The sequence below is a fragment of the Pseudonocardia sp. 2-7 genome, from assembly GCF_056341085.1.
On the sequence record NZ_CP094507.1, the window covers coordinates 4317856 to 4340290 of the forward strand.

Consider the following 22435-nt stretch of genomic DNA (forward strand, 5'->3'; position numbering starts at 1 on the left):
GCATCGAGGCCCTCACCTCCGCCGGGCGACGCCCCCTGCCGACCGTGCCGCGCGGGCCCCGCGGTGATCGGGCCGGGCGGTCGGCCCGCATGTCAGTGGACGTGGCAGACGTCCGGCGCACAGGCCGGTGTGGTGTCGGGACCGTCGAGCGGGGCGGGGCCCGGCCCGGTGACGGCGAGGATCACGAAGGCGGCCAGCCAGATCAGCCCGCCGGCCAGCCCGGCGATCGACAGCCCCGCGGCGGAGATCGCGGTGCGGGACCGGCCCGGGCAGGCGCGGACCGCGCCCAGGGTGCCGAGCACCAGACCGCCGATCGTCAGGACCACCCCGGCGGAGGCGAGGGCGAGACCGGCGACGGTCAGCGGCGACACCGCGGACAGCGCGATGGCGGCGGCGACGAACACCGAGCCCAGTGCTCCCAGGACGAGCGCGGACGACCCGAGGCCACCCCGCGGGGCGGTCGGGTGTCGGGTATCGGGCCGGTCTCGGAGCACGGCACCAGAATCGGGGTCGGACGGCCCCACCGCTGTCAGGGACACGACAGATCCCCAGTTCTGGGTACGCGGCGGCGGTCCCGGAACCGCCCTACGGTGACCCCATGACCTCCACCGCCGAGAAGGCCACGAAGCTGCAGGAACTGCACGCCGCGCCCGAGCTGCTGCTCGTCGTCAACGTCTGGGACGCGATCACCGCGAAGGTCGTCGCCGAGACGCCGGGCACGAAGGCCCTGGCCACCGCCAGCCACGGCATCGCCGCCTCCCGCGGCTACGAGGACGGCGAGAACATCCCGCGCGACCTGATGATCGCTGAGGTCGGGCTGATCGCGAAGGTCGCGGGCGACCTGCCGGTCACCGCGGACCTGGAGGCCGGCTACGGCGACCCGGGCGGCACCGTGGCCCGCGCGATCGACGTCGGCATCGTCGGAGCGAACCTGGAGGACCAGGTCAAGCCGCTCGCCGACGCCGTGAAGGCGGTCGAGGCGGCCGTCGCCGCGGCGGAGTCGGCGGGCGTGGACTTCGTGCTGAACGCCCGCACCGACGCGTTCCTCAAGGCCGGCGACAAGGACCCCGAGGCGGTGCTGGCGGACGCGATCGAGCGCGGGAAGGCCTACCTCGACGCCGGCGCGTCGAACTTCTTCGTGCCGGGCAAGCTCGACGAGACCCAGGTCGGACGCCTGGTCGAGGCGCTCGGTGAGCGCCGGGTCAACCTGATCGGCATCCCCGGGTCGATCCCGCTGAAGCGCGCGCAGGAGCTGGGCGTCGCCCGCGTGTCCTACGGGCCGTGGAGCCAGAACGTGGCGCTGACCGCGCTGGAGGACCTCGCCACCGACGTCTACGCCGGTGGTGGCCTGCCCGAGGGCACCCGCAAGCTGAACTGAGCGGCGACCGGGCCGGCGCCACGCTGCGCCCGCGGGTCCCTCCCCGCCGCGCAGTGACCCCTCCGCCGCGCGGTGATCCACTCGGCGCGCCGTGATCCGTTGGGCGCGCGCTGATCCGTGGGACGCGCGCGTCCGGACACGCGCGCGGCGCGGATCACTGCGCGCCGAGTGGATCAGCTCGCGCGGAGTGGGTCAGCTCGCGGGGGTCGGTGCATCGCAGGGCGGGCAGCGCGTACGAGGGCTCAGCGCTCGTCGGCGGGCGGGACCTCGTCGGGGTCGGCGAAGGCCTTCCCCAGCTCCCGGGACAGGGCGAGGGCGCGGTGCGCCCAGGCCGGGGTCGCCCCGGCGAGCCCGCAGGCGGGCGTCGGGACGGCGAGCCGGGCCAGCCGCGGACGGTCGAAGCCCAGCCGGTCGGCGAGGTCGTAGCCGATGCGGGCGAGATCGCCGACCGCCGGTTCGCGGGCCGGCGCGGTGCCGGGCAGCAGCCCGAGGAACAGCGGGACACCGCTGTCCCAGGTCTCGCCGATCGCGTCGAGCGCGCGCGGCTCGGCGGTGGCCCCGGCGAACGCCGGCCGGGTCGCGTCGATCCCGACCGCGGCCGCACCGGTCCCGGCGAGCAGCCGGATCGGCGGGCGGTCCGCGCAGCAGTGCACGACGACCGGGGCGTCGATGCCGGCGATCAGGTCCCGGAGCAGGTCCTGGGCGTCCGGCGCGGCGATCGAGCGGACGGTGCCGTAGCCGGACGCGGTCGGCAGCGTCCCGGCGAGCACGGCGGGCAGGCCGGGCTCGTCGAGCTGGACGACGACCGTCGCCCCGGTCCGCTGCGCCACCTCGGCGACGTGGGCGCGCAGCCCCTCGGTCAGGCTGGCGGCGAACTCGCGGACGGCGCCGCGGTCGGTGAGCACCCGGTGCCCGGCGGCGAGCTCGACCGAGGCGGCGAGCGTCCACGGGCCGGCGACCTGCACCTTCACCCAGGACGGGCGGATGCGGTCGCAGGCGTCGTCGAAGGCGTCCAGGTCGCCGGACATCAGGTCGCGGGCCCGGCGCAGGTCGCGCCCGGGGTGGGCGGCGACCCGCCAGCCGGTCGGCACGACCTCGACGGCCAGGTCCACGAGCAGCCCGGCCGTGCGGCCGACGATGTCCGCGCCGACACCGCGGGCGGGCAGCTCGGGCAGCGCCGGGAACTCCGGGGTCTCGCCGGTGACCAGCGCACACGCCTCGCGGACGTCGGTGCCGGGCAGCGAGCCGATGCCGGTGCCGACGCCCGCGGGCCACAGGGCGCGGGGCGCGGCGGGCTCGGCAGGGGCGTCGTCGACGACCTCGATGCGCGGCGGGGGCGGGAGGGTCTCACCGGGACGCACGTCGCCGAGTCCGGCGGCGGCGAGCGCGGCGGCCAGCGGGTCGGTGGGGTCCGGGACGGTCACACCCCCCAGTCTCCCCCCGTCACTCCGGACCGCCGCGGCCGACCCCGGGCCCGCGGGGCGGCGCAGGATGGGCGGACATGATCGGCGGGAGTGGAGTGCAGGACACAGTGCTCTGCACTCCACGCTCCACTTTCGGCGATCACCACCGGGGCGGCGCCGGACGGGGACCACAGGATGGACACCGCACGGGCGGCACGGGGCCGGCGCTGCGGGCGGTCGGTCCGCAGGGGCCGGAACAGGGCCGTCGGGCCGCGAGGTCAGAGCTCAGGCGGCCGGTGCAGCGCGAAGACAGGGTGCCGCCGAGCCGCGACGGCGAACTCGGCGTCGGTGGAGGCGGGACCGACGTCGTCGAACAGCATCCCGGCGACCCGGCCGAGTCCGCGCACGTAGGCGCGCAGCACGGGGACGGCCGCCGCGGCGTCGAGCTCGGTGGCCGACACCGGCTCCGCTCCCCCACGACCGCGCAGCTCGGCGCTCCCGCCGGCCGCGCGCAGGTTGAGGACCCAGTCGGTCTCACCGCGCGGCGAGATGAGGTGGCGGGTCCCGCCGAGCAGGACCGGGGTCAGCGGGACGGTGCGGACCGTGCCGCTGCGCCGGCCGCGGACGGCGAGCACGGCGGTGTCACCCGGGGTGATGCCCCGCTGGGCCAGGGCCCCGACCAGTGGGTTGAGGACCCGGCGCACCAGCATGCCGGGTGCTCGGTAGTCACGGTCGCTCATCGCGACAGCCTCTCACCGATCACGTCGTCCGTCGCTCCGGTGATCCCTCCTCCCGGAGCCCACGGCGACCGAGGGGGGGCGCTCCCGGCTCCGCGGAGAAGGATCATGCGGCCAGGACGAAGATGGGGTGGCGGTGGGCGACGGCGGCGAGCTCGGCGTCGGACGAGGAGGCGTCGACACCGTCGAAGAACGCCCCGACCTCCCAGGCCCAGCGACGCAGGTACTCCCGCAGCACCGGGACGACGGCGGCCGGCTCGGTCAGCTCGGTCGCGGCCACCCGCTCGGTGCGACGGCCGACGGTCAGCTCCGCCTCCCCCGCGACGCGCAGGTTGCGCACCCACTGGGTCTCACCGCGCGCGGCGACGAGGTAGCGGGCGCCGTCGTGGCGCAGCGGGTTGACCGGCGTGGTGCGGACCTCGCCGGAGCGGCGGCCGCGGACGCCGAGCACCGCGGAGCCGGCGAGCGGGAGGCCGAGCCGGGTCAGCCCGGCGACCAGGGGGTTCATCAGCCGGCGGGTGATGCGGCCGGGGGCGAGGTAGTGGGACTGAGAGCGCTGGTTCGTCATGAGAGCAGTGTTCACTATCCGTCGCACGAAAGCAAGAGCACTGCTCTCATCGGGGTCGGTGCGGCGGGCAGGTTGCACCGAGATGCAGGTCAGCGGGCTCGAACGGCTCCGCGCAGCCCGCTGGGGTGCATCTCGGCGCAGAGGCGATGCCGGACCAGGCCGCTCGCGGCGCCGGCGGGCGCGGTGTGCTCCGGGGCAGGCGGCCGCGGCCGGCCGGGCCCGGTCCCCGTTCACGCGGTCCCGGCCCGGGCTGACGCGATCAGGCGGAGGCGGGTCGGGAAGGCCGCGACCGGACGGGCCCGGGGCCGGTCAGGCGCCGCCGGGTGACCTCGGTCAGGCCGTCCCGGTGATCGTCGCCGACCCCAGGACGACGTCGCCGTCGTCGTCGGGGCGGTAGAAGGCGACGGCCTGCCCCGGGGCGACACCGCGCAGCGGTTCGGACAGCTCCACCTGCACGGCGGAGTCGAGCGGGGTGACGGTGGCGGGTGCGGTGCCGCCGTGCGCACGGACCTGCACGACGCAGCCGAACGGTGCGTCCGGCGCCGCGCCCGAGGTCCACACGGGGGTGCGCGCGGTGATCGCGGTGACGTCGAGCGCGGCCTCCGGCCCGACCCGCACGGTGCCGCTGACCGGCTCGATGCCGAGCACGTAGCGGGGGCGGCCGTCGGCGGCCGGCCGGTCGATCCCGAGGCCCTTGCGCTGCCCGACGGTGAAGCCGTGCACGCCGTCGTGGGTGCCGAGGGTCTCGCCGGAGGCGGCGTCGACCAGCGCGCCGGGAGTGGTGCCCAGGCGGTCGGCCAGGAAGCCGCGGGTGTCGCCGGTGGGGATGAAGCAGATGTCGTGGCTGTCGGGCTTCCCGGCGACGCGCAGCCCGAGCCGGGCGGCCTCGGCCCGGATCTCCGGCTTGGGGGTGTCGCCGACCGGGAACATCGCGTGCCGCAGCTGGTCGGCGCGCAGCACCGCCAGGACGTAGGACTGGTCCTTGCCCGCGTCGGCCGAGCGGCGCAGTACCGGCCCGGCCGGGTCCAGCCGCGCGTAGTGGCCGGTGCAGACGGCGTCGAAGCCGAGGGCGAGCGCCCGGTCCAGCACGGCCGCGAACTTGATCTTCTCGTTGCAGCGCAGGCAGGGGTTCGGGGTCTCCCCGGCGGCGTAGGCGGCGACGAAGTCGTCCACGACGTCGCGGGTGAACTCCTCGGACAGGTCCCAGACGTAGTACGGGATGCCGAGGACGTCCGCGGCGCGGGCGGCGTCGCCCGCGTCCTCCTTGGAACAGCAGCCCCGTGACCCGGAGCGCATGGCGTCCCGGGTGCGCGACAACGCGAGGTGCACCCCGACGACGTCGTGTCCGGCGGCGACCGCCCGCGCGGCGGCCACCGCGGAGTCGACGCCGCCGCTCATCGCAGCGAGGACCCGCACGGCTCAGCCCGTGACCGAGGCGGGGGTGCGACGGCTCGCGTTGCGGGCGCGCTCCACGACCGACCCGATGGCCCCGGCGACCGCCGCCACGTCGGCGGAGGTGCTGGTGTGCCCCAGGGAGAAGCGCAGCGACCCGCGGGCGGTGCACTCGTCGGCGCCCATCGCCAGCAGCACGTGGCTGGGCTGGGCGACGCCCGCGGTGCAGGCCGACCCGGTCGAGCAGTCGATGCCGTGGGCGTCGAGCAGCATGAGCAGGCTGTCGCCCTCGCAGCCGGGGAACGACAGGTGCGCGTTGCCGGGCAGCCTGCCGGGACCGCCGTCGACCCGGGAGTCGGTGGTGTCGCCGTTCAGGACCGCGTCGGGCACCTCGGTGCGCACGACGCGGACCAGCTCGTCGCGCAGCCCGGCCAGGTGCACGCGGCGGCGCGGCGCGGCGGCCACCGACTCGACGACGGCCGTCGCCAGCCCGGCCAGCGACGGCACGTCCAGGGTGCCGGAGCGGACGTCGCGCTCCTGGCCGCCGCCGTGCAGCAGCGGGGTGCAGGTGACCTCGCGGCCGAGCAGCAGCGCGCCCGCGCCGTAGGGGCCGCCGAGCTTGTGCCCGGTGAGGGTGAGGGCGTCGGCGCCGCTCGCGGCGAAGTCGACGTCGAGGACGCCGACGGCCTGCACGGCGTCGGTGTGGAACGGCACCCCGAACTCGTGGGCGACGGCGGCGAGCTCGCGCACCGGGTTGACGGTGCCGACCTCGTTGTTGGCCCACATGACCGAGACCAGGGCGTTCCCGTCCGGGTCCTCGGCGAGCGCGGCGCGCAGCGTCTCCGGGTGGACGCGGCCGGTCGCGTCGACCTCGAGCATCCGCAGCCGGGCGCCCTCGTGGGTGGCCAGCCACTCCGCCGCGTCGACGACCGCGTGGTGCTCGACGGCCGAGACCAGCACCCGGGTGCGGCGCGGGTCCGCGGCCCGGCGGGCCCAGAACAGGCCCTTGACCGCGAGGTTGTCGCTCTCGGTGCCGCCGGTCGTGAACACGACCTCGGACGGGCGCGCGCCGACCGCCTCGGCGATCCGCTCGCGCCCCTCCTCGACCGCGCGCCGGGCGCGGCGGCCCGACGAGTGCAGCGACGACGCGTTGCCGGTGCGGCCGAGCGCGTCGCTCATGGCGGCGACGGCAGCCGGCAGCATCGGTGTGGTCGCCGCGTGGTCCAGGTACGTCATCGGCCTCCAGGGTAGACCCCGTCGTGACAGCGGTGCGTGCCGAACCCGTCGTGGACGACCGTCCGTCTCACACGGCCGTGGCGGGCGCGGCCGGTCGCGGGTGACGGACCCGGTCGCGGGCACGGGCGGCCAGCGCGCGCCGGTCGGTGTGCGGGCCCGGCTCGACGAGCTCGCCCACGGTGACCTCGCAGACCAGGCCGGGCAGCCGCAGCACCCGGCCGACGGTGTCGCCGAGGGTCTGCTCGCCGACGAACGCGGCGGCCGTCGTCGGCCGCCCGTCCGGGGTGGTGATCGCGACGGTGACCGGACGGACCGGGGCACCCGCGTCGATCGCGGCCTGGAACGGGGCCCGTCGATAGTCCCCGGAGATCGCGCCGCACCACGTCGTCGCCTCGGGGAAGACACCGACCAGCGTGCCGTCCCGCAGCGCGTCGGCGCAGGTCGCGACGGTGCCGGGGAGTCGGGACAGGCCCTCGCGGTGCACGAACAGGGTCCCGATGCGGGCCGCGAGCGCGCCGATCAGCGGCCAGTCCCGGACCTCCCGCTTGGCGAGCATGGTGACCGGGCCGATCGCACCGAGCGCCGGGATGTCGATCCACGACGTGTGGTCGGCCACGACCAGCGCGCCCCGCCCGTCCGCGGGCGCGAGCGGCCCGCCGCGCACGACGAGCCGGACCCCGGCGGCGCGGAGCACCGCGCGGTGCAGCGCCCGCAGGACCGGGTCCAGTGCCCGGGCGCCGAGCAGCGCGGCGGCCGGGACGACGGTCACGGCCACCGCCAGCACCGAGAGCAGCGCCGCGGTACGGCGGGCCAGGCGCAGCGTGCCGGTCCTCGCGCGCGGGGGCAGGCACTCCTGCGGGGTGCACGGCGACCAGGCCGCCCACGGCCCGCCGGGACGCCGCGACGCGGGCGGTGCCGGCGGGTGCGTGGGGTGGTCGACGAGCGGGTGCACCGGGGTCCGCAGGGCGGCGCGGGCCGGGTGGTGCACGGCGCCACGGGGGTCCCCCACGACAGCCGGGGCCGGCGGGACGACCGGGGCGGCCGGGGCTCCTGGTGGAGCGGACGACAGCACCGCGGCCCCGGCGGACGGGGCGGGGACGGTGGAGGCACGGCCGCGCGGCCGGAACCGGCGGCGCGGGCGGAGGGGCGCGCCGGCGTCGCCCTCCGGCCCGGCGGCGACGGTCATGCGGCCGTCACCCCGGCGGCGTCCTCGCCCAGGAAGAAGCGCAGGTAGCGCTGGTCGATGTGGTCCATCCCCAGCAGCACCGGGAAGTCCGCGACACCGAAGTCCGGGTCGTGCGCGGGCGGCCCGCACACCCAGGTGTTCAGGCGCAGGTAGCCGCGCAGCAGCGGCGGGATGCCGCCGCCCCGGCCCGCGGGGGCGCCGGTCGGGTCCCAGGGGCGGTGCGGGACGGTGCGGTACTCCTCGGGCGCGAGGTGCTTCGCGCGGACCCGGTCCCAGACCGCGGCGGCCCGGGTGCCGCCGTCGGCGAGGGAGACGCTGGCGCAGCCGATCAGCCAGCGGTGCCCGGTGAGCAGCATGTAGCGGGCGAGCCCGGCCCACACCAGCCCGACGACGGCGCCGCCGCGGTGGTCGGGGTGCACGCAGGAGCGCCCGGTCTCGACGATGCCGGGGCGCAGCGGGTCGAGGTTGGTGAGGTCGAACTCGCCGTCGGCGTAGAGGCCGCCCGCGGCGCGCGCCCGCTGCGGCGGGAGCATCCGGTAGGTGCCGACGATCTCGCCGGTGGCGTCCTCGCGGACCACGAGGTGGTCGCAGTGGGCGTCGAAGCGGTCGACGTCGCGGCCGGGGACGGGGCTGTCGAGCCGGGCGCCCAGCTCACCCGCGAACACCCGGTGCCGCAGCGCCTGCGCCGCGGCGACGTCGCCGTCGTCGGTCGTGAGGAGCAGGGAGTACCGCCGGGCCGCGGTCTCCGGGGTCGAGACGATCACCTGGTTCACACCCGGCTTGGTACCGGCCGGGTGCGACACCCGGGCGGTTGCGGACCGACACGCCGGTGGCGTCGGGGTGAACGGACCCGGACAGGTGTCGTCGCAGGCAGGAGCGGGTGAACAGGCCCCGCACACACGACGACGCCCGGGTGCGGGCGGCACCCGGGCGTCGACGCGGTGGAGGACCGGAAGGGTTCAGCCCTTGCGCTTGGCCACTTCCTCCTGCAGCTGCGGCGCGACCTTGAACAGGTCGCCGACGATGCCGAAGTCGGCGATCTCGAAGATCGGCGCCTCCTCGTCCTTGTTCACCGCGACGATCGTCTTCGACGTCTGCATGCCGGCGCGGTGCTGGATCGCGCCGGAGATGCCGAGGGCGATGTAGAGCTGCGGCGAGACCGACTTGCCGGTCTGGCCGACCTGGAACTGCGGCGGGTAGTAGCCGGAGTCGACCGCGGCGCGCGAGGCACCGACGGCGGCACCGAGGGAGTCCGCCAGTCCCTCGACGACGGTGAAGTCGTCGGCCGAGCCCACGCCGCGCCCACCGGAGACGATCACGGTCGCCTCGGTCAGCTCCGGACGGGACCCGCCCTGGATCGGCTCGCGGCCGGTCACGGTCGCGGCACGCCCGGACGGGGCCGGGACCTCGACGGTCTCGCGGGCACCCGCACCGGCGGCGGCCTCGATCTCGATCGAGCCCGGACGCACGGTGATGACCGGGTGCTCGGTGTTCGACTTCGCCTCGGCGGTGTAGGCACCACCGAAGATCGAGTGCGACACACCGTCGGCCGAGACGCCGACGACGTCGGACAGCAGCCCGGAGTTCGTCCGGACGGCGAGCCGACCGGCGACCTCCTTGCCGTTGCCGGTGGCCGCGAGCAGCACCGCGGCCGGGGACGCCGACCCGATGAGCGACTCCAGGACCGTCGTCTCCGGGGAGAGGAAGTCGGTGGAGTCGGTCTCGGCGACGTAGATCTTCTCGGCGCCGTGCTCGGTCAGGCCGTCGGCCAGCTTGTCCGCGGTGCCCGCGGGACCGACGACGACCGCCGACGGCTCACCCAGCGCGCGGGCGGCGGTCAGCAGCTCGTAGGTGGTCTTCTTGATGTCGCCGTCGACGTGGTCGACGAGGACCAGAACCTCAGCCATGATTCTCTATCTCCAAACGAAGAGGGAAGCCAGGAAGAACCGGGGTCAGATCAGCTTCTGGCCGACCAGGAACTCGGCGATCTTCGCGCCGCCGTCGCCCTCGTCGGTGACCTTCTCGCCGGCCTGCTTCGGCGGCTTCGGCGACGCGGAGACGACCGAGGTCAGGGCGTTGGCCAGACCGACCTCGGAGGCGTCGATCCCGGCGCCGGCCAGGTCCAGGGTCTGCACCGGCTTCTTCTTCGCCGCCATGATCCCCTTGAACGAGGGGTAGCGCGGCTCGTTGGACTTCTCCCCGATCGACACCACGACCGGAAGCTCCGCGGTCAGGTGGGTGACGCCCTCGTCGGTCTCCCGCTTGGCCTTCACCGTGGTGCCCTCGACCGAGAGCTCGTTGGCGTGGGTCAGCGACGGCACACCGAGCAGCTCGGCGATCATCGCCGGGACCGCGCCGATCTGGCCGTCGGACGCCGAGTTGCCCGCGATGACCATGTCCCAGCCGTCCACGGTGCCGATCAGCTTCGTCAGCGCCTTCGCGGTCTGCACCGCGCACGATCCGTGGACGGCCTCGTCCGACAGGTGCACCGCGGAGTCCGCGCCCATCGACAGGGCCTTGCGGATCGCGTCGGTGGCCCGGTCCGGGCCCATGCACACGACGACGACCTCGGAGCCGTCGTGCGCCTCCTTCAGCAGCAGAGCCTGCTCCACCGCGCGCTCGTTGATCTCGTCGATCACCGCCTCGGCACCCTCACGGTCGAGGGTGTGGTCGGAGTCGGACAGCTTCCGCTCCGAGTAGGTGTCGGCCACCTGCTTCACCAGGGTCACGATCTTCATAGGACCTCTTCGACCTCCTGCCGCGGCGGCCTGCGCCCACGCGCACACCGCGTCGTCCTTCGTCGCGTTCCGGTCCCGGTCGTCCCGGGTCCGGATCGTCTCGCGTCACCGTGACGGTGCTGCGCCGCGCGCTCTCGGTCGGAGCGGGGGTGGGCCGCGGCGTCGCGCCCGTCGTAGCCGGTGACTCTGCCATTGCTCGTGCCGTAACGGCACGCCGTGCCACTGTGACGTTCATTGTTACCAGCGAGTAGCGTCCCGGCAAACCGGGGCAGGTCGTGACCGTACTCACGCGCGGCCCTCCTCACCTGGTGCGCGCACGAGGTCACACGCCGCAACCCCTGATCGGGGGTCCGGTTTCGCTACCGTCGGCACCTCGCGCACTCGGCAGGAGGGAGCCGTCGTGCAGGTGACGGGGTTCGACGACCGTCTGGGGACCGGCTACGTGCTCAGCACGGGGCCGCACGCCGACGAGGACGTACCGGGCAGCCGGACCGTCGAGCACGGCGGTCGCACCGTCCGGGCCACCGACGGTCTGGCCGCGATGCTGGAGGACGCGCTGGTCCACCGGCCGACCACACGTCTGGGGTGGGGCGGGCCGGAGGTCCCGCTGACCCTGGACGACGCGACGCTGCTGGCGTGGCTGCGCCAGGACATCGGCGGGGTGGTGGCCGTCAGCGGGGAGCCCGAACCCGTCTGAGCCGCCCTCAGCGGCCCAGGTGGGCGAGCGCGCGACGCGCGGCGTGCGCGCCGCACATCCCGTGCGCACCCGGGCCGGGTGGCGTCGCGGCCGAGCAGAGGAAGTGGCCCGGCGCCCCCGTGTCGTAGGGCTGCAGCGTCGTGCGCGGCCCGAGCAGCAGCTGCCGCAGGTCCTTGGACCCGGTCAGGATGTTCCCGCCGACGAAGTTCGGGTTGCCCGCGAACGCGGCCGGGTCGGTGACCATCGTGCCCACGACCCGCTCCCGGAACCCGGGCGCGAACCGTTCGATCTGCGCGGTGACCGCCTCGGTGGCGTCGCCGGTGTACCCGCGGGGGACGTGCGCGTAGGCCCACACGGGGTGGACGTCGCCCGCCGACCGGGACGGGTCGGCCAGGTACTGCTGCCCGACCAGGACGAACGGCCGCTCCGGCATCCGGCCCGCGTGCACCTCGCGCTCGACGAGTGCGTTCTCCGCCGCCGACCCGACGACGTGCAGCGTCCCGGCCCGTCGCGCGTCGGGATGCGTCCAGGGCACGCCGCCCGCCACCGCGTAGTCGACCTTGAACGCGGCCGGGCCGTGACGGAAGCGCCGGTAGGCCCGCGCGACCCGTGCCGGCAGCCGGTCCCCCAGCAGGGCGGGCAGCCGGTCCGGGCCGACGTCCCACACCACGACGTCCGACGGCGGCAGCTCGTCCGCCGTCCGCACGTGCACCCCGGTCTCGACCTTCGCCCCGTGCTCGGCGAGCACCGCGGCGAGCGCGTCGGAGATCGCCCGCGACCCGCCCTCGGCGACGCCCCAGCCGTGTCGGTGCCCGGCGGTGAACAGGCCGAGCCCGATCGCCGAGGACAGCGGCCGGTTCAGCGGCCGGAACGCGTGCGACGCCGACCCCAGGAACAGCGCCCGTCCGCGCTCGGTGCGGAACGCCCTGGCCAGCACCTCCGCCGGGAGCACGGTGGGAGCACCGAACCGGGCCAGCAGCAGCGGGTGGCGCGGGATCCGCACCAGCGGGCCGAGGAAGTCCGGGGAGAAGGTGTCGTAGTCGCGCACCGGTCCGGTGAACAGCGCACGCCACAGTGCGCCGTCGGCCCCGAGGCCGGCCGCGGTGCCGGCGACCGAGCGGACCAGGACGCCGGCGTCGCCGCCGTCCAGCGGGTGGGCGCAGTCGACCTCCGGCAGCCGCCACCGCAGCCCGTACCGGTCCAGGCCCAGCTCCTCGAGCACCGGCGAGCCGACGGCCATCGGGTGCACCGCCGAGCAGTGGTCGACCAGCAGCCCCGGGACGATCGCCTCCACCGTGCGGGTGCCGCCACCGATCTCGTCGGCGGCCTCCAGCACGGTGACCGCCACCCCGGCGCGGGCCAGCAGGGCCGCGGCCACGAGCCCGTTCGGCCCGGATCCGACGACGGTCGCGGTGGTCATGGCGTCCTCCTGGGGTACCGGGTCGGAGCAGCGACGCGTCGAGGCCGCCGTCGAGGACGAGCCTGCCGCCGGCGTCGTCGCTGCTGCGGGGACGACTGCAGTCCCGCCGCCTCCGCTCAGCTCACGCGGCGGCCGGGCGGGGGCTCGGCGTGGACGCGGTCCTCCTCGGGCACGACCATCGACAGCACCTCGCCGAGTGCCTCGTCGTCCATCGCGCGCGGCTCGACCGGCTCGTCGCCGAGCACACCCGACACCACCCAGGACCCGGACCGCCCGGTGATGGTGAGCGACAGCGTCTCGTTCTCGTCCGCCGGATCGTTCATCCTGGGCTCCTCTCGGCACGACGCCGTCGGCGTCATCCCTGGCCCGCACGGGCCCGGGGTACGGCGGATACCCGTCGGTGGGCGGTTGATACCCGTCCGGGGACCGACCGCACGCCGACCGGCACGAACCGTGCGCCGACCGCGAACCGGACGTGCGCGACCGGACCGCGGCTCAGCCCGGGTGACGGCGACCGGGCGCGGGGGCCGGGTACGCGGGCCCGTGCGCCGCCGACGGTGCCACCGGCAGCATCGCCCACAGCATCTCGGCGAGCGCGCCGTCGTCCAACCCCTTGAGCGGCAGCGGTTCCCGGCCGAGCACACCCGACACCAGCCAGGATCCGCTACGGCCGGTGATGGTCAGCGTCACCGTGTCCTCGTCGGTCGCGATGTCGGTCATGTGTCCCCCTCCGTCGTGCCTGGCGGGATGTCGGTCGGGCTCCACGTCGTCAGACGTCCGTGGTGACACTGCGTTGCTCCGCGTCGACGAGCGGTAGCGCACGCGAGGGGACCGGTGCGAACTCCCCCCGACGGGCGTGGTGAAGTCGGTGGGTGACCAGCAGCCTGCCCCTCACCGGAGAGCGCACCGTCCCGGGCATCAGCCACGAGAACTACTGGTTCCGCCGCCACGAGGTGGTCTACGCGGCCATCGCCGCCGACTGCTCGGGCGTCGCCGTGCTGGAGGCCGGCTGCGGCGAGGGCTACGGCGCCGACCTGCTCGCCGGGGCCGCCCGCTCGGTGCTGGCGCTGGACTACGACGCGACGACGGTGGCCCACGTCCGGGCCCGCTACCCGCGGGTGGACGTGGCCCGGGCCAACCTGGTGGCGCTGCCGGTGCCCGACGGGAGCGTCGACGTCGTCGTGTCGTTGCAGGTCATCGAGCACCTGTGGGAGCAGGAGCGCTTCCTGCGCGAGTGCAGGCGGGTGCTGCGTCCCGGCGGGCGGCTCATGGTGTCGACGCCGAACCGGATCACCTTCTCCCCCGGTCGGGACACCCCGCTCAACCCGTTCCACACCCGTGAGCTCGACCCGCGCGAGCTGGCCGGCCTGGTCGACGACGCCGGGTTCGGCCGTGTCGTCGTGCAGGGGCTGCACCACGGTCCGCGGCTGCGCGAGCTCGACGCCCGCCACGGTGGCCTGATCGAGGCGCAGACCCGGCTGGCGCTGTCCGGGGAGCCGTGGCCGCAGGCGCTGGCCGTCGACGTCGCCGGGGTGCGGTGCTCGGACTTCGTGCTGCGCACCGGCGACCACACCGACCTCGACGCCTCGCTCGACCTGCTGGTCACGGCGACCCGGCCGTGAGCGGCGCGCCCGTCGGGACGTTCTGCCTCGTCCTGCACTCGCACCTGCCGCTGCTGGCCCGGCACGGCCGGTGGCCGGTCGGCGAGGAATGGCTCTACCAGTCCTGGGCGCACTCCTACCTGCCCGTCGTCGCGACGCTGCGGGAGCTGGCCGAGGAGGGCCGCACCGGCCTGGCCACCCTCGGGGTGACGCCGGTGCTGGCCGCACAGCTCGACGACCCGCACTGCCTGCGCGGGGTGCACGACTGGCTCGGCGGGTGGACGCTGCGCGCGCACTCGGCGGCGGGCCGGCTGCCGGACCTGGCCGCACACGAGCACCGGGTGTCGACGGCGGCGACGGCCGAGTTCGAGCGGCACTGGCGCCACGGCGGGTCGCCCGCGCTGCGCGGTCTGCGCGACTCCGGCGCCGTCGAGCTGCTGGGCGGGCCGGCCGCGCACCCGTTCCAGCCGCTGCTCGACCCGCGGGTGCGGGCGTTCTCGCTGCGCGCCGGGCTCGACGACCACGCCCTGCGACTGGGCGCCCGGCCGGCCGGGATCTGGGCGCCCGAGTGCGGCTTCGCCCCCGGGATGGAGCACGGCTACGCCGCCGCCGGGGTGCGCCGCTTCCTCGTCGACGGTCCCGCGCTGCGCGGCGACACCGCGTTCGCCCGGCCGGTCGGGACCTCCGACGTCGTGTGCGTCGGCCGCGACCTGGAGGTCACCTACCGGGTGTGGTCGCCCCGCAAGGGCTACCCCGGCTCGGCCGAGTACCGCGACTTCCACACCTGGGACCACGAGTCCGGCCTCAAGCCGGCGCGGGTCACCGGACGGCGGGTACCGACCGAGCGGAAGAGGCCCTACGACCCCGCGCTCGCCGCCCGCGCCGTCTCCCGCGACGCCGACGACTTCGTCGACACCGTGGTCGCACGGCTGACCGCGCTGCGCGCCGAGCGCGGCCGCCCGGCGCTGACCGTCGCCGCGTTCGACACCGAGCTGTTCGGGCACTGGTGGCACGAGGGACCCGCCTGGCTGGCGGCGGTGCTGCGCAGGCTGCCCGAGGCCGGGGTCGCCGTGCGCACCCTCGGCGACGCCGTCGACGACGGTCTGGTCGGCGACCCCGTCGACCTGCGGGAGTCGTCCTGGGGCTCGGGCAAGGACTGGCGGGTCTGGGCCGGGCCGCAGGTCGCCGACCTGGTCGCGCGGAACGCCGAGGTCCAGTCCGACCTGCTCGCCGCCCCGCTGCCCGGCCCCCTCCGGGACCCGCTGGCCGACCTGCTCGCCGACCAGGCGCTGCACGCCCTGTCCAGCGACTGGGCGTTCATGGTCAGCAAGGACTCCGCCGCCGGGTACGCCCGCTCCCGCGCCGACCTGCACGCCGGACGGGTGGCGGAGCTGTCCGGGCTGCTGCGCGCCGGGCGACGGCGGGCCGCACAGCGCCGGGTCGCGGCCTGGGCGGACGCGCCGCTGCCGACCTTCGGGCACGTGGACGCCCGGGACCTGGGACGGGTCTGACCGCGAACTCCCTTACCGGGTAAGCGGATTCGGCGGGGTCGGGGTCGGTGGGGCACCGGCCCGGACGCCTCGGGCCCCGGCCGCCCGGGCCACCGATCCTGTTCCGCCGGGCGCGGCGCAGCGATCGCACGGTGTGGCGACCTGTCGCCCGGCGCGACGATCGCCGCGCGGGGTGCCGCGCAACGGGGCGGGGTGCCGCGCGACGTGGCGGGTAGCCACGCGACGGACCCCACCCACGCCCCGTGCCACGTCCCACCGACCGGCCGATGGACGCGTCCGCGTCCGGAGAACGCGCTCCCGATCGGACGCGCGTTCTCCCGACCCCCGCGCGTCGCCGGTTCGGCGCGGGACACCGGCGCGCGACAGGGATCGGGCACGGCGGGGCGGAGGTCGACGCGGTGGGCACGGTGGGCACGGTGGGCACGGTGGGCACGGTGCCCCGGGGGTTACCGCCGGTCCGGTGTTTGTCAGGATCTAGCGATGCGGGTGCTGATGGTCAGCTGGGAGTTCCCGCCGGTCGTCGTCGGCGGGCTGGGCCGGCACGTGCACGCGCTGTCCCGCGAGCTCGTCGCGGCCGGGCACGAGGTCGTCGTGCTGTCCCGGGCCCCCACCGGCACCGACGCCGAGACCCACCCGACCCGCACCGGGACCGTCGACGGGGTGCGGGTGCTGCGGGTGGCCGAGGACCCGCCGGAGCTGGAGTTCGGCACCGACCTGGTCGCGTGGACGCTCGCGATGGGGCACGCGATGCTGCGCCACGCGCTGACCGCGCTGCTGCCGGGCTGGCGGCCGGACGTCGTGCACGCCCACGACTGGCTCGTCGCGCACCCGTCGATCGCGCTCGCCGACGTCCTCGGGGTCCCGCTGGTCGCGACCGTGCACGCCACCGAGGCGGGCCGGCACTCCGGCTGGCTGCCGGGGCCGCTGAACCGGCAGGTGCACTCCACCGAGTGGTGGCTCGCGCAGCGCGCGGACGAGGTCATCACCTGCTCCGGCGCGATGCGCGCCGAGGTGTCGGCGCTGCACGACCTCGACCCGGCCGCCGTCCACGTGGTGCACAACGGCATCGACCCGCGTCGCTGGCGGTCCCGCGCCGCCGCTCCCGCGCACGCCGGCGACGGGCCGCGGATCGTCTACTTCGGACGCCTGGAGTACGAGAAGGGCGTCCAGGACCTGATCGCGGCACTGCCCCGGATCCGGCGGCGGCACCGCGGGACCCGGCTGCTCGTCGCCGGGAGCGGGACGCAGCAGGAGATGCTGGCCGAGCGCGCGGCGCGGCACCGGGTGACGCGCTCGGTGACCTTCCTCGGCCACCTGCCCGACGCCGAGCTGACCGCCCTGCTGCGCGGCGCGGACGCCGTCGTGCTGCCGAGCCGCTACGAGCCGTTCGGGATCGTCGCGCTGGAGGCCGCCGCGGTGGGAGCGACCCTCGTCGCCTCGACCGCGGGCGGGCTCGGCGAGCTGGTCCGCGACGGCGAGACCGGCCTCGGGTTCGCCCCCGGCGACGTCCCCGGGATCGCCGACGCCGTCGACCGCGCGCTGGCCGACCCGGCCGCCGCCCGCCGCCGGGCCCGCGCGGCCCGGGCCCGGCTGCGCACCGACTTCGCCTGGCCGGTCATCGCCGGGCACACCGCCCGCATCTACGCCGGCGCCACCGCGGCCGGGCCCCGGGAGCTCCCCCGCCCCAAGATCCCCACCGGGAACCTGTTCGACGCCTGAGCCGCCGGCTCAGGCCCGGTCGAGCCGGGCCTGCAGGGCCCGGTCGGCCTTGCGTGCCATGTCCGCGACCGCGGCGCGCTCGGCGGCCGCGGCCTCGTAGTCGGCCCGCCGGTCGCGCACCACCCGGGCCGGGGTCCCGACGGCGATCGACTCCGCGGGGATTTCCCCCCGCGCGACCGCGTGCGCCCCGAGCACGCTGCCCGGGCCGATCCGGGTGCCGCGCAGCACCGAGGTCTTCACCCCGAGCCAGCAGCCCTCGCCGATCCGGACCGGCGACTTCACGATGCCCTGGTCCTTGATCGGTCGCCGGACATCCTCCGTGCGGTGGTCGAAGTCGGTGACGTAGACCCAGTCGGCGACGAGCGTCGTCGCGCCGATCTCGACGTCGAGGTAGCAGTTGACGGTGTTGTCCCGGCCGAACACGACCTTGTCGCCGATCCGCATCGAGCCCTCGTGGCAGCGCAGGGCGGTGCCGTCGCCGATGTGCACCCAGCGGCCGATCTCGAGCCGGCCGAACCCGGGGCGGGCCTCGATCGTCACGTCCTTGCCGAGGAACACCATCCCGCGCAGCACGACGTGCGGGTGCCGCAGCCGGAGCTTCGCCAGCCGCCAGTACCGCCGCAGGTACCACGGGCTGTACGCGCGGTGGCGCAGGATCCAGCGCAGCGAGGTGAGGCCGAACAGCTTCGCCTGCTCCGGGTCGGCGTCGGGGATCGGCGGACGTCGCACCCGTCAGACCCTAGGCGTGTGCACCCCTCGGACGGCGGGTACCTCCCGGGGACCACGTCCCCCACCCGAGAGGTCCGCCCGTGAGCGACCACCGCCAGCCCGACGACGGCACCGACGTCGGTACCGACGAACTGACCTCCGGAGGCGGCGGCACCTCCCGCGCCGACACCGACAAGGCGGGCAACCCCCGCCCCGACGCGACGACCGACGACTCCGGGGCCACCGGAGCGGCCGCCCGCGAGGTCGAGGCCGAGCACGAGGACGAGCCCACCCGAAGCGAGTGAGCTCCCCGGCGGGCCGGTCGTAGGCTCGCCGGTGTGCCCCGCCCGTTGATCATCTCCACCGACCCCGGTGTCGACGACGCCGTCGCGCTCGTGCTGGCCCTGCGCAGTCCCGAGGTGGACGTCCGGGCCGTCGTCGCCACGTTCGGCAACGTCGGCCTGGACGCCACCCTGCCCAACGCCGGACGGTTGCTCGCCCTGGCCGGACGCCCGGACGTCCCGCTGGGGGTCGGCGCCGCCCGGCCGCTGGTGCACCGGCGCGAGCGGCGGGCCGGGCACGTGCACGGCTCCGACGGGCTCGGCGGGCGCGCCGCGGCGCTGCCGGAGCCGGTCGTGCCGGTGGCCGGGGCCGGGGTCGCCCTCATGGCGCGGGTGCTGGAGGAGGCGACCGAGCCGGTCACGATCGCCTCGATCGGCCCGCTCACCGACACCGCGATCCTGCTGGCCGCGCGCCCGGATCTGGTGGGCCGGATCGAGCGGGTCGTCGTCATGGGCGGGGCGATCGGTGGCGGGAACGTCACCGGTGCCGCCGAGTTCAACGTCCACGCCGACCCGGAGGCCGCGCACCGTGTCCTGGCCCAGGACCCCGGCGAGGGCTCCGTGCCGGTCGCGCTGGTGCCCCTGGAGACCACGCTGGGCTGTGCCGCGGGCCCGGAGTGGGTCGCCGTACTGGGCGACGCCGACCCGGTCGGCGCCGAGCTGGCCGCGATGATCGCCCCGTACATGCGGTTCTACCGGGAACGCTACGGCCGCGACGCGGTCGCCCTGCACGACGCGACGGCGCTGCTGGAGTGCGTCGTACCCGGGTCGCTGACGCCGACGCCGACGGCGCTGACCGTGGACACCGGGTTCGGCCCCGCCCGCGGGGCGACCGTGCCCGCCGGACCCGGCACCCGCCCGGTGGACGTGCTGTCCGCGCCGGACGTGCCGGCCGTCCTCGACGCGGCGCTGGCCCGGCTCACCGCGCGCCCGTAGCCGGCGCGGCGACGGCCCGACGCGGTGTGTCCCCGCACCCGGCACCCGCGGGTCGGTGCGGCGGCAGCACTGCGCGGCGCGCCTCTCGCCTCCGTGGAGCGCGCGCCCGCAGCTCAGCCGGCCCACACCACCACGGCGACCAGCAGTGCCGAGACACCGGGCCCGGCCCAGGCCGTGACGGTGCGCCCGGCCGGGTGCAGCGGCAGCCCCCGGCCCCGCAGCACCGCGACCGCCAGCGCTGCGGCGGCCGGTGCGAGCGCGAGCCCCCACACCCAGCCGCCGACCGAGGACCACGGGCCCCGGTTCCACAGCAGCACCAGCCCGAACACCGCGGTCAGCAGGCCGTCGGCGATCGGCAGCAGCGCACCTTCCCGCAGCGCACGGCGCAGCGCGAGCAGCGAGAACAGTGCCGCGATCGCGGCCGGCGCCCACGCGAACAGGTCCGCGCCGTCGTCGGACGGGGGTGTGCCGAACAGCCGGGTGCGGGCGACGGGTTCGACCCCGGCGGTGGTGTCGCCGAGCACGACGACCGCCCGCCCGCCCTCGCGGTCGAGGGCCAGCATGCTGCTGAACCCGGCGGTGCCTCCGTTGTGCCAGACGTAGGGGTACCGGGCGCCGTCGGCGCCGGTGGCCGCGCTGGTGACCCAGATCCAGCCGATCGACGTGCCGGGGTCGTCCTGCGCGGTCGGGACCAGCGCGCCGGTGCCGGGTGCGGCGCCGGTGAGCTGGGCCGCGGCCCAACGCGCGAGGTCCTCGACGGTCGAGAACGTGGAGCTCCCGGCGGGCAGGTAGCCCTCGCCGGCCCAGCGGGGCGCGGGGCGGCCGTTGTCGCGGTGCCCGGGGACCGCGGTGTCCGGGACCTGCGCGCCGGTGGCGGCGAAGCTCGTCGAGGTCATGCCGAGGGGGCCCGTGATCCGGTCCGCGACCAGCTGCGGGTACCCGTCGGCGCCGGCGGCGCGGACGACCGCGGTCCCGAGCAGCGCGACGCCGAAGTTGGAGTACGTCGGCGGCTGCTGCGGGTCGACCGCGGCGGTGCGGGCGTCGTCGAGGAGCTGCGCGGTGGTCGTCGACGCGTACGGGTTCAGGTTCACCGTCGTGGCCAGGGCCCGGGCGGCGGCGGTCGCCCCCAGCGCCGGCAGCCCGGAGCGGTGCTGGGCGAGCGAGGCGAGCGTGACCGCGCCCGCCGGGGTGCCCGTCAGCTCCGGCAGTGCGCGCTCGAGCGGGTCGTCGGGGCGGACCTCGCCGCGGGTCACCGCGTCGGCGAACAACGCGGCCGTGAACGTCTTGGTGACCGACCCGATCTCGAAGGGGGCCCCGATGTCCGCGGGGCCGAGCCCGGAGGTGGTGACCGTCGTCGGCGTGACCTCGGCGACGGCGAGCGACCGGTAGCCGCCGTGCCCGCCCGCAGCAGCCCGGATCCGCTCGGCCAGGGCCGGATCGCCGGTGGTCTGCGGCCCGAGCCGTCGGTGCTCGGGGCCGGCGACCAGGCCGACGAGCACCGCCAACACGGCGGCGACAGCGGCGACGGTCCCGATGCGGCGTCCGACCCCGGCGGTCGCGGAGGTGGTGGCGGTCATGGCGGGTCCTCTCAGCGGTGCGCGGCCAGGACGGTGACCAGCAGCGGGACGACCCGGGCGGCCGGGACCTCGTAGTGGCCGCGCCGGGTCGAGGCCAGCCACCCGGCGGCGACGAGCTGGCGCAGGTGGTGGTGCAGCTGCCCGGTCGTGCCCACCGAGGGCTGATCCAGCAGCTCGGCGGTGCTGTGCACGCCACCCAGCACGTGCTGCAGGATCGCGAGCCGCGCGGGGTGGGCGAGCGCGTCGAGGGTCGCGCTCAGCTCGGGCCAGTCGGCGTCGAGCAGGACCTCGCCCGGGCGGGCGTACTGCCAGCGGACGGTGCCCTCGTCGCCGGGGAGCCCCACGCTGCCGGCCATCAGCACCGCGCCGGGGCTGCGGGCCTCCAGCCCGGTCAGCGCCCACAGCGCGTCGTCGTCGGGGACGGCGGTGTCCGCGGACCCGACGGCGTCCGGCCGGGCGGCGGCCCGCCGGGCCTCCTGCAGCTCCACGACGGCCTGTTCGACGGCGCGCAGCCGCTCCTCGATCTCGCTCACGCACCCAAAGTACGGAAGTACGTGAAAACGCACAAACGACGTTCAGGCGAGTCCGTACTCGATGGCGTGCCGGACGAGGGCCGCACGGCCGGGCACCTCGAACTTGCGCAGCAGCCGCTGCACGTGGTTCTCGACCGTGCGCGGGGACAGCACGAGGCGGGCTGCGATCTGCCTGGCGGTGAGCCCCTCGACCACCAGCCGCAGCACCTCGGACTCGCGCGGGCTGAGCTCCGGTACCGCGTGCGTGGGGGCCGCGACCGACTCCAGGACGACGTCGGCCAGCCCCGGGGAGAACGCGGGACGCCCGGCGGCGGCCGCGGCGGCGACGGCGGCCAGCTCCCGGGGGTCCGCACCGGTCGCGACGCCGGTCGCCCCGGCCCGTACCGCGTCGAGGACCCGGGTGTGGTCGGCGACCGCACCGGCGACCGCGAGCACCGCCGCGTCCGGCACGCGGGCGAGCACGGCGGCGATCACCGCGGGCGCCACACCCTCGGGGCCGGTCAGGTCGACCAGGACCAGACCGGGCCGGGCGCGGTCGACCGCGGCCGCGGCCCCCTCCGCGGGCACGGGCGGCACGTGGGCCACGACCTCGACCCCCGGCGGCACCACCGGCCGCCCCACCGCCACCGCCGAGACCCGGTCGCCGTCGTCGTGCACGTCCTCAGTTCTCCCCGCCCCGTTCGTCCGGACGGCCCAGCTTGCCATGTGCCGCAGCACAGTAGGCCGTCCGAACGGCGCGGAACCCTCCGGTTCG

Annotated in this window: 24 protein-coding genes; 7 read left to right on the plus strand and 17 right to left on the minus strand. The window is 76.3% G+C overall.

Translation table 11 applies throughout. The annotated features are described in order from the left end of the window. Nucleotides 1-92 precede the first annotated feature (92 nt). Complete coding sequence (locus MTO91_RS20780) at nucleotides 93-494, minus strand: hypothetical protein (protein ID WP_476652409.1); 402 nt, start codon at nucleotides 492-494, stop codon at nucleotides 93-95. Between the two features lie 104 nt (nucleotides 495-598). Here MTO91_RS20780 and MTO91_RS20785 point away from each other — a divergent pair, with 104 nt between their 5' ends. After that, nucleotides 599-1378, plus strand: coding sequence for an isocitrate lyase/PEP mutase family protein (locus MTO91_RS20785; protein ID WP_476652410.1), 780 nt, complete (start codon nucleotides 599-601; stop codon nucleotides 1376-1378). A 242-nt stretch (nucleotides 1379-1620) separates the two neighbouring features. Here MTO91_RS20785 and MTO91_RS20790 read toward each other — a convergent pair whose 3' ends face one another. The 9 genes from MTO91_RS20790 to MTO91_RS20830 all read right to left on the minus strand — a co-directional run bounded on the left by MTO91_RS20790 (nucleotide 1621) and on the right by MTO91_RS20830 (nucleotide 10638). Continuing rightward, the gene (locus MTO91_RS20790) at nucleotides 1621-2655 is read right to left on the minus strand and encodes a uroporphyrinogen decarboxylase/cobalamine-independent methonine synthase family protein (RefSeq protein WP_476654938.1); all 1035 of its coding nucleotides are present in this window, start codon (nucleotides 2653-2655) and stop codon (nucleotides 1621-1623) included. A 404-nt stretch (nucleotides 2656-3059) separates the two neighbouring features. Then, entirely contained in the window at nucleotides 3060-3521 is a 462-nt protein-coding gene (locus tag MTO91_RS20795) for a nitroreductase/quinone reductase family protein (protein ID WP_476652411.1), read from the minus strand. A 103-nt stretch (nucleotides 3522-3624) separates the two neighbouring features. Next, a complete protein-coding gene (locus MTO91_RS20800) occupies nucleotides 3625-4086 on the minus strand; it encodes a nitroreductase family deazaflavin-dependent oxidoreductase (RefSeq protein ID WP_405415482.1) in 462 nt (153 codons plus the stop codon). 333 nt (nucleotides 4087-4419) lie between these two features. Further along, nucleotides 4420-5502, minus strand: coding sequence for a tRNA 2-thiouridine(34) synthase MnmA (gene mnmA, locus MTO91_RS20805; protein ID WP_226350163.1), 1083 nt, complete (start codon nucleotides 5500-5502; stop codon nucleotides 4420-4422). A 3-nt stretch (nucleotides 5503-5505) separates the two neighbouring features. Beyond that, on the minus strand, nucleotides 5506-6714 hold the full coding sequence (locus tag MTO91_RS20810) for a cysteine desulfurase family protein (RefSeq protein WP_251784014.1): 1209 nt from the start codon (nucleotides 6712-6714) through the stop codon (nucleotides 5506-5508). A 67-nt stretch (nucleotides 6715-6781) separates the two neighbouring features. Continuing rightward, nucleotides 6782-7900, minus strand: coding sequence for a lysophospholipid acyltransferase family protein (locus tag MTO91_RS20815; RefSeq protein ID WP_476652412.1), 1119 nt, complete (start codon nucleotides 7898-7900; stop codon nucleotides 6782-6784). Beyond that, complete coding sequence (locus MTO91_RS20820; protein WP_476652413.1) at nucleotides 7897-8673, minus strand: GNAT family N-acetyltransferase; 777 nt, start codon at nucleotides 8671-8673, stop codon at nucleotides 7897-7899. The genes MTO91_RS20815 and MTO91_RS20820 overlap by 4 nt, the downstream gene beginning before the upstream one ends. A gap of 186 nt (nucleotides 8674-8859) precedes the next feature. Then, nucleotides 8860-9807 carry an electron transfer flavoprotein subunit alpha/FixB family protein gene (locus MTO91_RS20825; protein ID WP_224401611.1) on the minus strand — a complete coding sequence of 316 codons (948 nt, stop codon included), beginning with the start codon at nucleotides 9805-9807 and terminating at the stop codon, nucleotides 8860-8862. 45 nt (nucleotides 9808-9852) lie between these two features. Further along, complete coding sequence (locus MTO91_RS20830; RefSeq protein ID WP_476652415.1) at nucleotides 9853-10638, minus strand: electron transfer flavoprotein subunit beta/FixA family protein; 786 nt, start codon at nucleotides 10636-10638, stop codon at nucleotides 9853-9855. A 400-nt stretch (nucleotides 10639-11038) separates the two neighbouring features. Here MTO91_RS20830 and MTO91_RS20835 point away from each other — a divergent pair, with 400 nt between their 5' ends. Continuing rightward, a complete protein-coding gene (locus tag MTO91_RS20835) occupies nucleotides 11039-11335 on the plus strand; it encodes a hypothetical protein (RefSeq protein WP_161152870.1) in 297 nt (98 codons plus the stop codon). A 7-nt stretch (nucleotides 11336-11342) separates the two neighbouring features. On the opposite strand, the gene MTO91_RS20840 is transcribed toward MTO91_RS20835, so the two are convergent. The 3 genes from MTO91_RS20840 to MTO91_RS20850 form a co-directional block, all read right to left on the minus strand. Then, entirely contained in the window at nucleotides 11343-12755 is a 1413-nt protein-coding gene (locus tag MTO91_RS20840; protein ID WP_251784018.1) for a phytoene desaturase family protein, read from the minus strand. 116 nt (nucleotides 12756-12871) lie between these two features. After that, nucleotides 12872-13078 (minus strand): hypothetical protein, encoded by a 207-nt coding sequence (locus MTO91_RS20845; protein WP_062397236.1) that lies wholly within the window; start codon nucleotides 13076-13078, stop codon nucleotides 12872-12874. Between the two features lie 172 nt (nucleotides 13079-13250). Next, nucleotides 13251-13475 carry a hypothetical protein gene (locus MTO91_RS20850; protein WP_062397238.1) on the minus strand — a complete coding sequence of 75 codons (225 nt, stop codon included), beginning with the start codon at nucleotides 13473-13475 and terminating at the stop codon, nucleotides 13251-13253. 152 nt (nucleotides 13476-13627) lie between these two features. Here MTO91_RS20850 and MTO91_RS20855 point away from each other — a divergent pair, with 152 nt between their 5' ends. From MTO91_RS20855 to MTO91_RS20865, 3 genes are all read left to right on the plus strand, one after another. Further along, a complete protein-coding gene (locus tag MTO91_RS20855) occupies nucleotides 13628-14377 on the plus strand; it encodes a class I SAM-dependent methyltransferase (protein ID WP_062397239.1) in 750 nt (249 codons plus the stop codon). Then, entirely contained in the window at nucleotides 14374-15867 is a 1494-nt protein-coding gene (locus MTO91_RS20860) for a 1,4-alpha-glucan branching protein domain-containing protein (protein ID WP_476652417.1), read from the plus strand. Before MTO91_RS20855 ends, MTO91_RS20860 begins: the two co-directional genes overlap by 4 nt. A gap of 480 nt (nucleotides 15868-16347) precedes the next feature. Next, nucleotides 16348-17586, plus strand: coding sequence for a glycosyltransferase family 4 protein (locus MTO91_RS20865; RefSeq protein ID WP_476652418.1), 1239 nt, complete (start codon nucleotides 16348-16350; stop codon nucleotides 17584-17586). Nucleotides 17587-17595: 9 nt separating this feature from the next. Here MTO91_RS20865 and MTO91_RS20870 read toward each other — a convergent pair whose 3' ends face one another. Next, the gene (locus MTO91_RS20870; RefSeq protein ID WP_476652420.1) at nucleotides 17596-18315 is read right to left on the minus strand and encodes an acyltransferase; all 720 of its coding nucleotides are present in this window, start codon (nucleotides 18313-18315) and stop codon (nucleotides 17596-17598) included. Nucleotides 18316-18395: 80 nt separating this feature from the next. Between MTO91_RS20870 and MTO91_RS20875 the strand changes: the two genes are divergently transcribed. Then, nucleotides 18396-18599 carry a hypothetical protein gene (locus MTO91_RS20875; RefSeq protein ID WP_062397246.1) on the plus strand — a complete coding sequence of 68 codons (204 nt, stop codon included), beginning with the start codon at nucleotides 18396-18398 and terminating at the stop codon, nucleotides 18597-18599. A 33-nt stretch (nucleotides 18600-18632) separates the two neighbouring features. Next, nucleotides 18633-19571 (plus strand): nucleoside hydrolase, encoded by a 939-nt coding sequence (locus tag MTO91_RS20880; protein WP_476652422.1) that lies wholly within the window; start codon nucleotides 18633-18635, stop codon nucleotides 19569-19571. 113 nt (nucleotides 19572-19684) lie between these two features. Here MTO91_RS20880 and MTO91_RS20885 read toward each other — a convergent pair whose 3' ends face one another. Genes MTO91_RS20885 through MTO91_RS20895 form a run of 3 tightly spaced genes read right to left on the minus strand, consistent with a single transcriptional unit; the run spans nucleotide 19685 to nucleotide 22386 of the window. Further along, the gene (locus MTO91_RS20885) at nucleotides 19685-21148 is read right to left on the minus strand and encodes a serine hydrolase domain-containing protein (protein WP_476652423.1); all 1464 of its coding nucleotides are present in this window, start codon (nucleotides 21146-21148) and stop codon (nucleotides 19685-19687) included. An 11-nt stretch (nucleotides 21149-21159) separates the two neighbouring features. Further along, nucleotides 21160-21681 carry an ArsR/SmtB family transcription factor gene (locus tag MTO91_RS20890; protein WP_476652424.1) on the minus strand — a complete coding sequence of 174 codons (522 nt, stop codon included), beginning with the start codon at nucleotides 21679-21681 and terminating at the stop codon, nucleotides 21160-21162. A 42-nt stretch (nucleotides 21682-21723) separates the two neighbouring features. Beyond that, nucleotides 21724-22386, minus strand: coding sequence for a response regulator transcription factor (locus MTO91_RS20895; RefSeq protein WP_476652425.1), 663 nt, complete (start codon nucleotides 22384-22386; stop codon nucleotides 21724-21726). Between the last annotated feature and the right edge of the window lie 49 nt (nucleotides 22387-22435).

Excerpts from the sequence above, each read along its gene's own strand:
- MTO91_RS20785 (WP_476652410.1), top strand. The coding sequence starts at position 599 with ATGACCTCCACCGCCGAGAAGGCCACGAAGCTGCAGGAACTGCACGCC.
- MTO91_RS20840 (WP_251784018.1), bottom strand. The coding sequence starts at position 12,755 with ATGACCACCGCGACCGTCGTCGGATCCGGGCCGAACGGGCTCGTGGCC.
- MTO91_RS20795 (WP_476652411.1), bottom strand. The coding sequence starts at position 3,521 with ATGAGCGACCGTGACTACCGAGCACCCGGCATGCTGGTGCGCCGGGTC.
- MTO91_RS20850 (WP_062397238.1), bottom strand. The coding sequence starts at position 13,475 with ATGACCGACATCGCGACCGACGAGGACACGGTGACGCTGACCATCACC.
- MTO91_RS20830 (WP_476652415.1), bottom strand. The coding sequence starts at position 10,638 with ATGAAGATCGTGACCCTGGTGAAGCAGGTGGCCGACACCTACTCGGAG.
- MTO91_RS20895 (WP_476652425.1), bottom strand. The coding sequence starts at position 22,386 with ATGGCAAGCTGGGCCGTCCGGACGAACGGGGCGGGGAGAACTGAGGAC.
- MTO91_RS20845 (WP_062397236.1), bottom strand. The coding sequence starts at position 13,078 with ATGAACGATCCGGCGGACGAGAACGAGACGCTGTCGCTCACCATCACC.
- MTO91_RS20865 (WP_476652418.1), top strand. The coding sequence starts at position 16,348 with ATGCGGGTGCTGATGGTCAGCTGGGAGTTCCCGCCGGTCGTCGTCGGC.
- MTO91_RS20825 (WP_224401611.1), bottom strand. The coding sequence starts at position 9,807 with ATGGCTGAGGTTCTGGTCCTCGTCGACCACGTCGACGGCGACATCAAG.
- MTO91_RS20885 (WP_476652423.1), bottom strand. The coding sequence starts at position 21,148 with ATGACCGCCACCACCTCCGCGACCGCCGGGGTCGGACGCCGCATCGGG.
- MTO91_RS20815 (WP_476652412.1), bottom strand. The coding sequence starts at position 7,900 with ATGACCGTCGCCGCCGGGCCGGAGGGCGACGCCGGCGCGCCCCTCCGC.
- MTO91_RS20800 (WP_405415482.1), bottom strand. The coding sequence starts at position 4,086 with ATGACGAACCAGCGCTCTCAGTCCCACTACCTCGCCCCCGGCCGCATC.
- MTO91_RS20810 (WP_251784014.1), bottom strand. The coding sequence starts at position 6,714 with ATGACGTACCTGGACCACGCGGCGACCACACCGATGCTGCCGGCTGCC.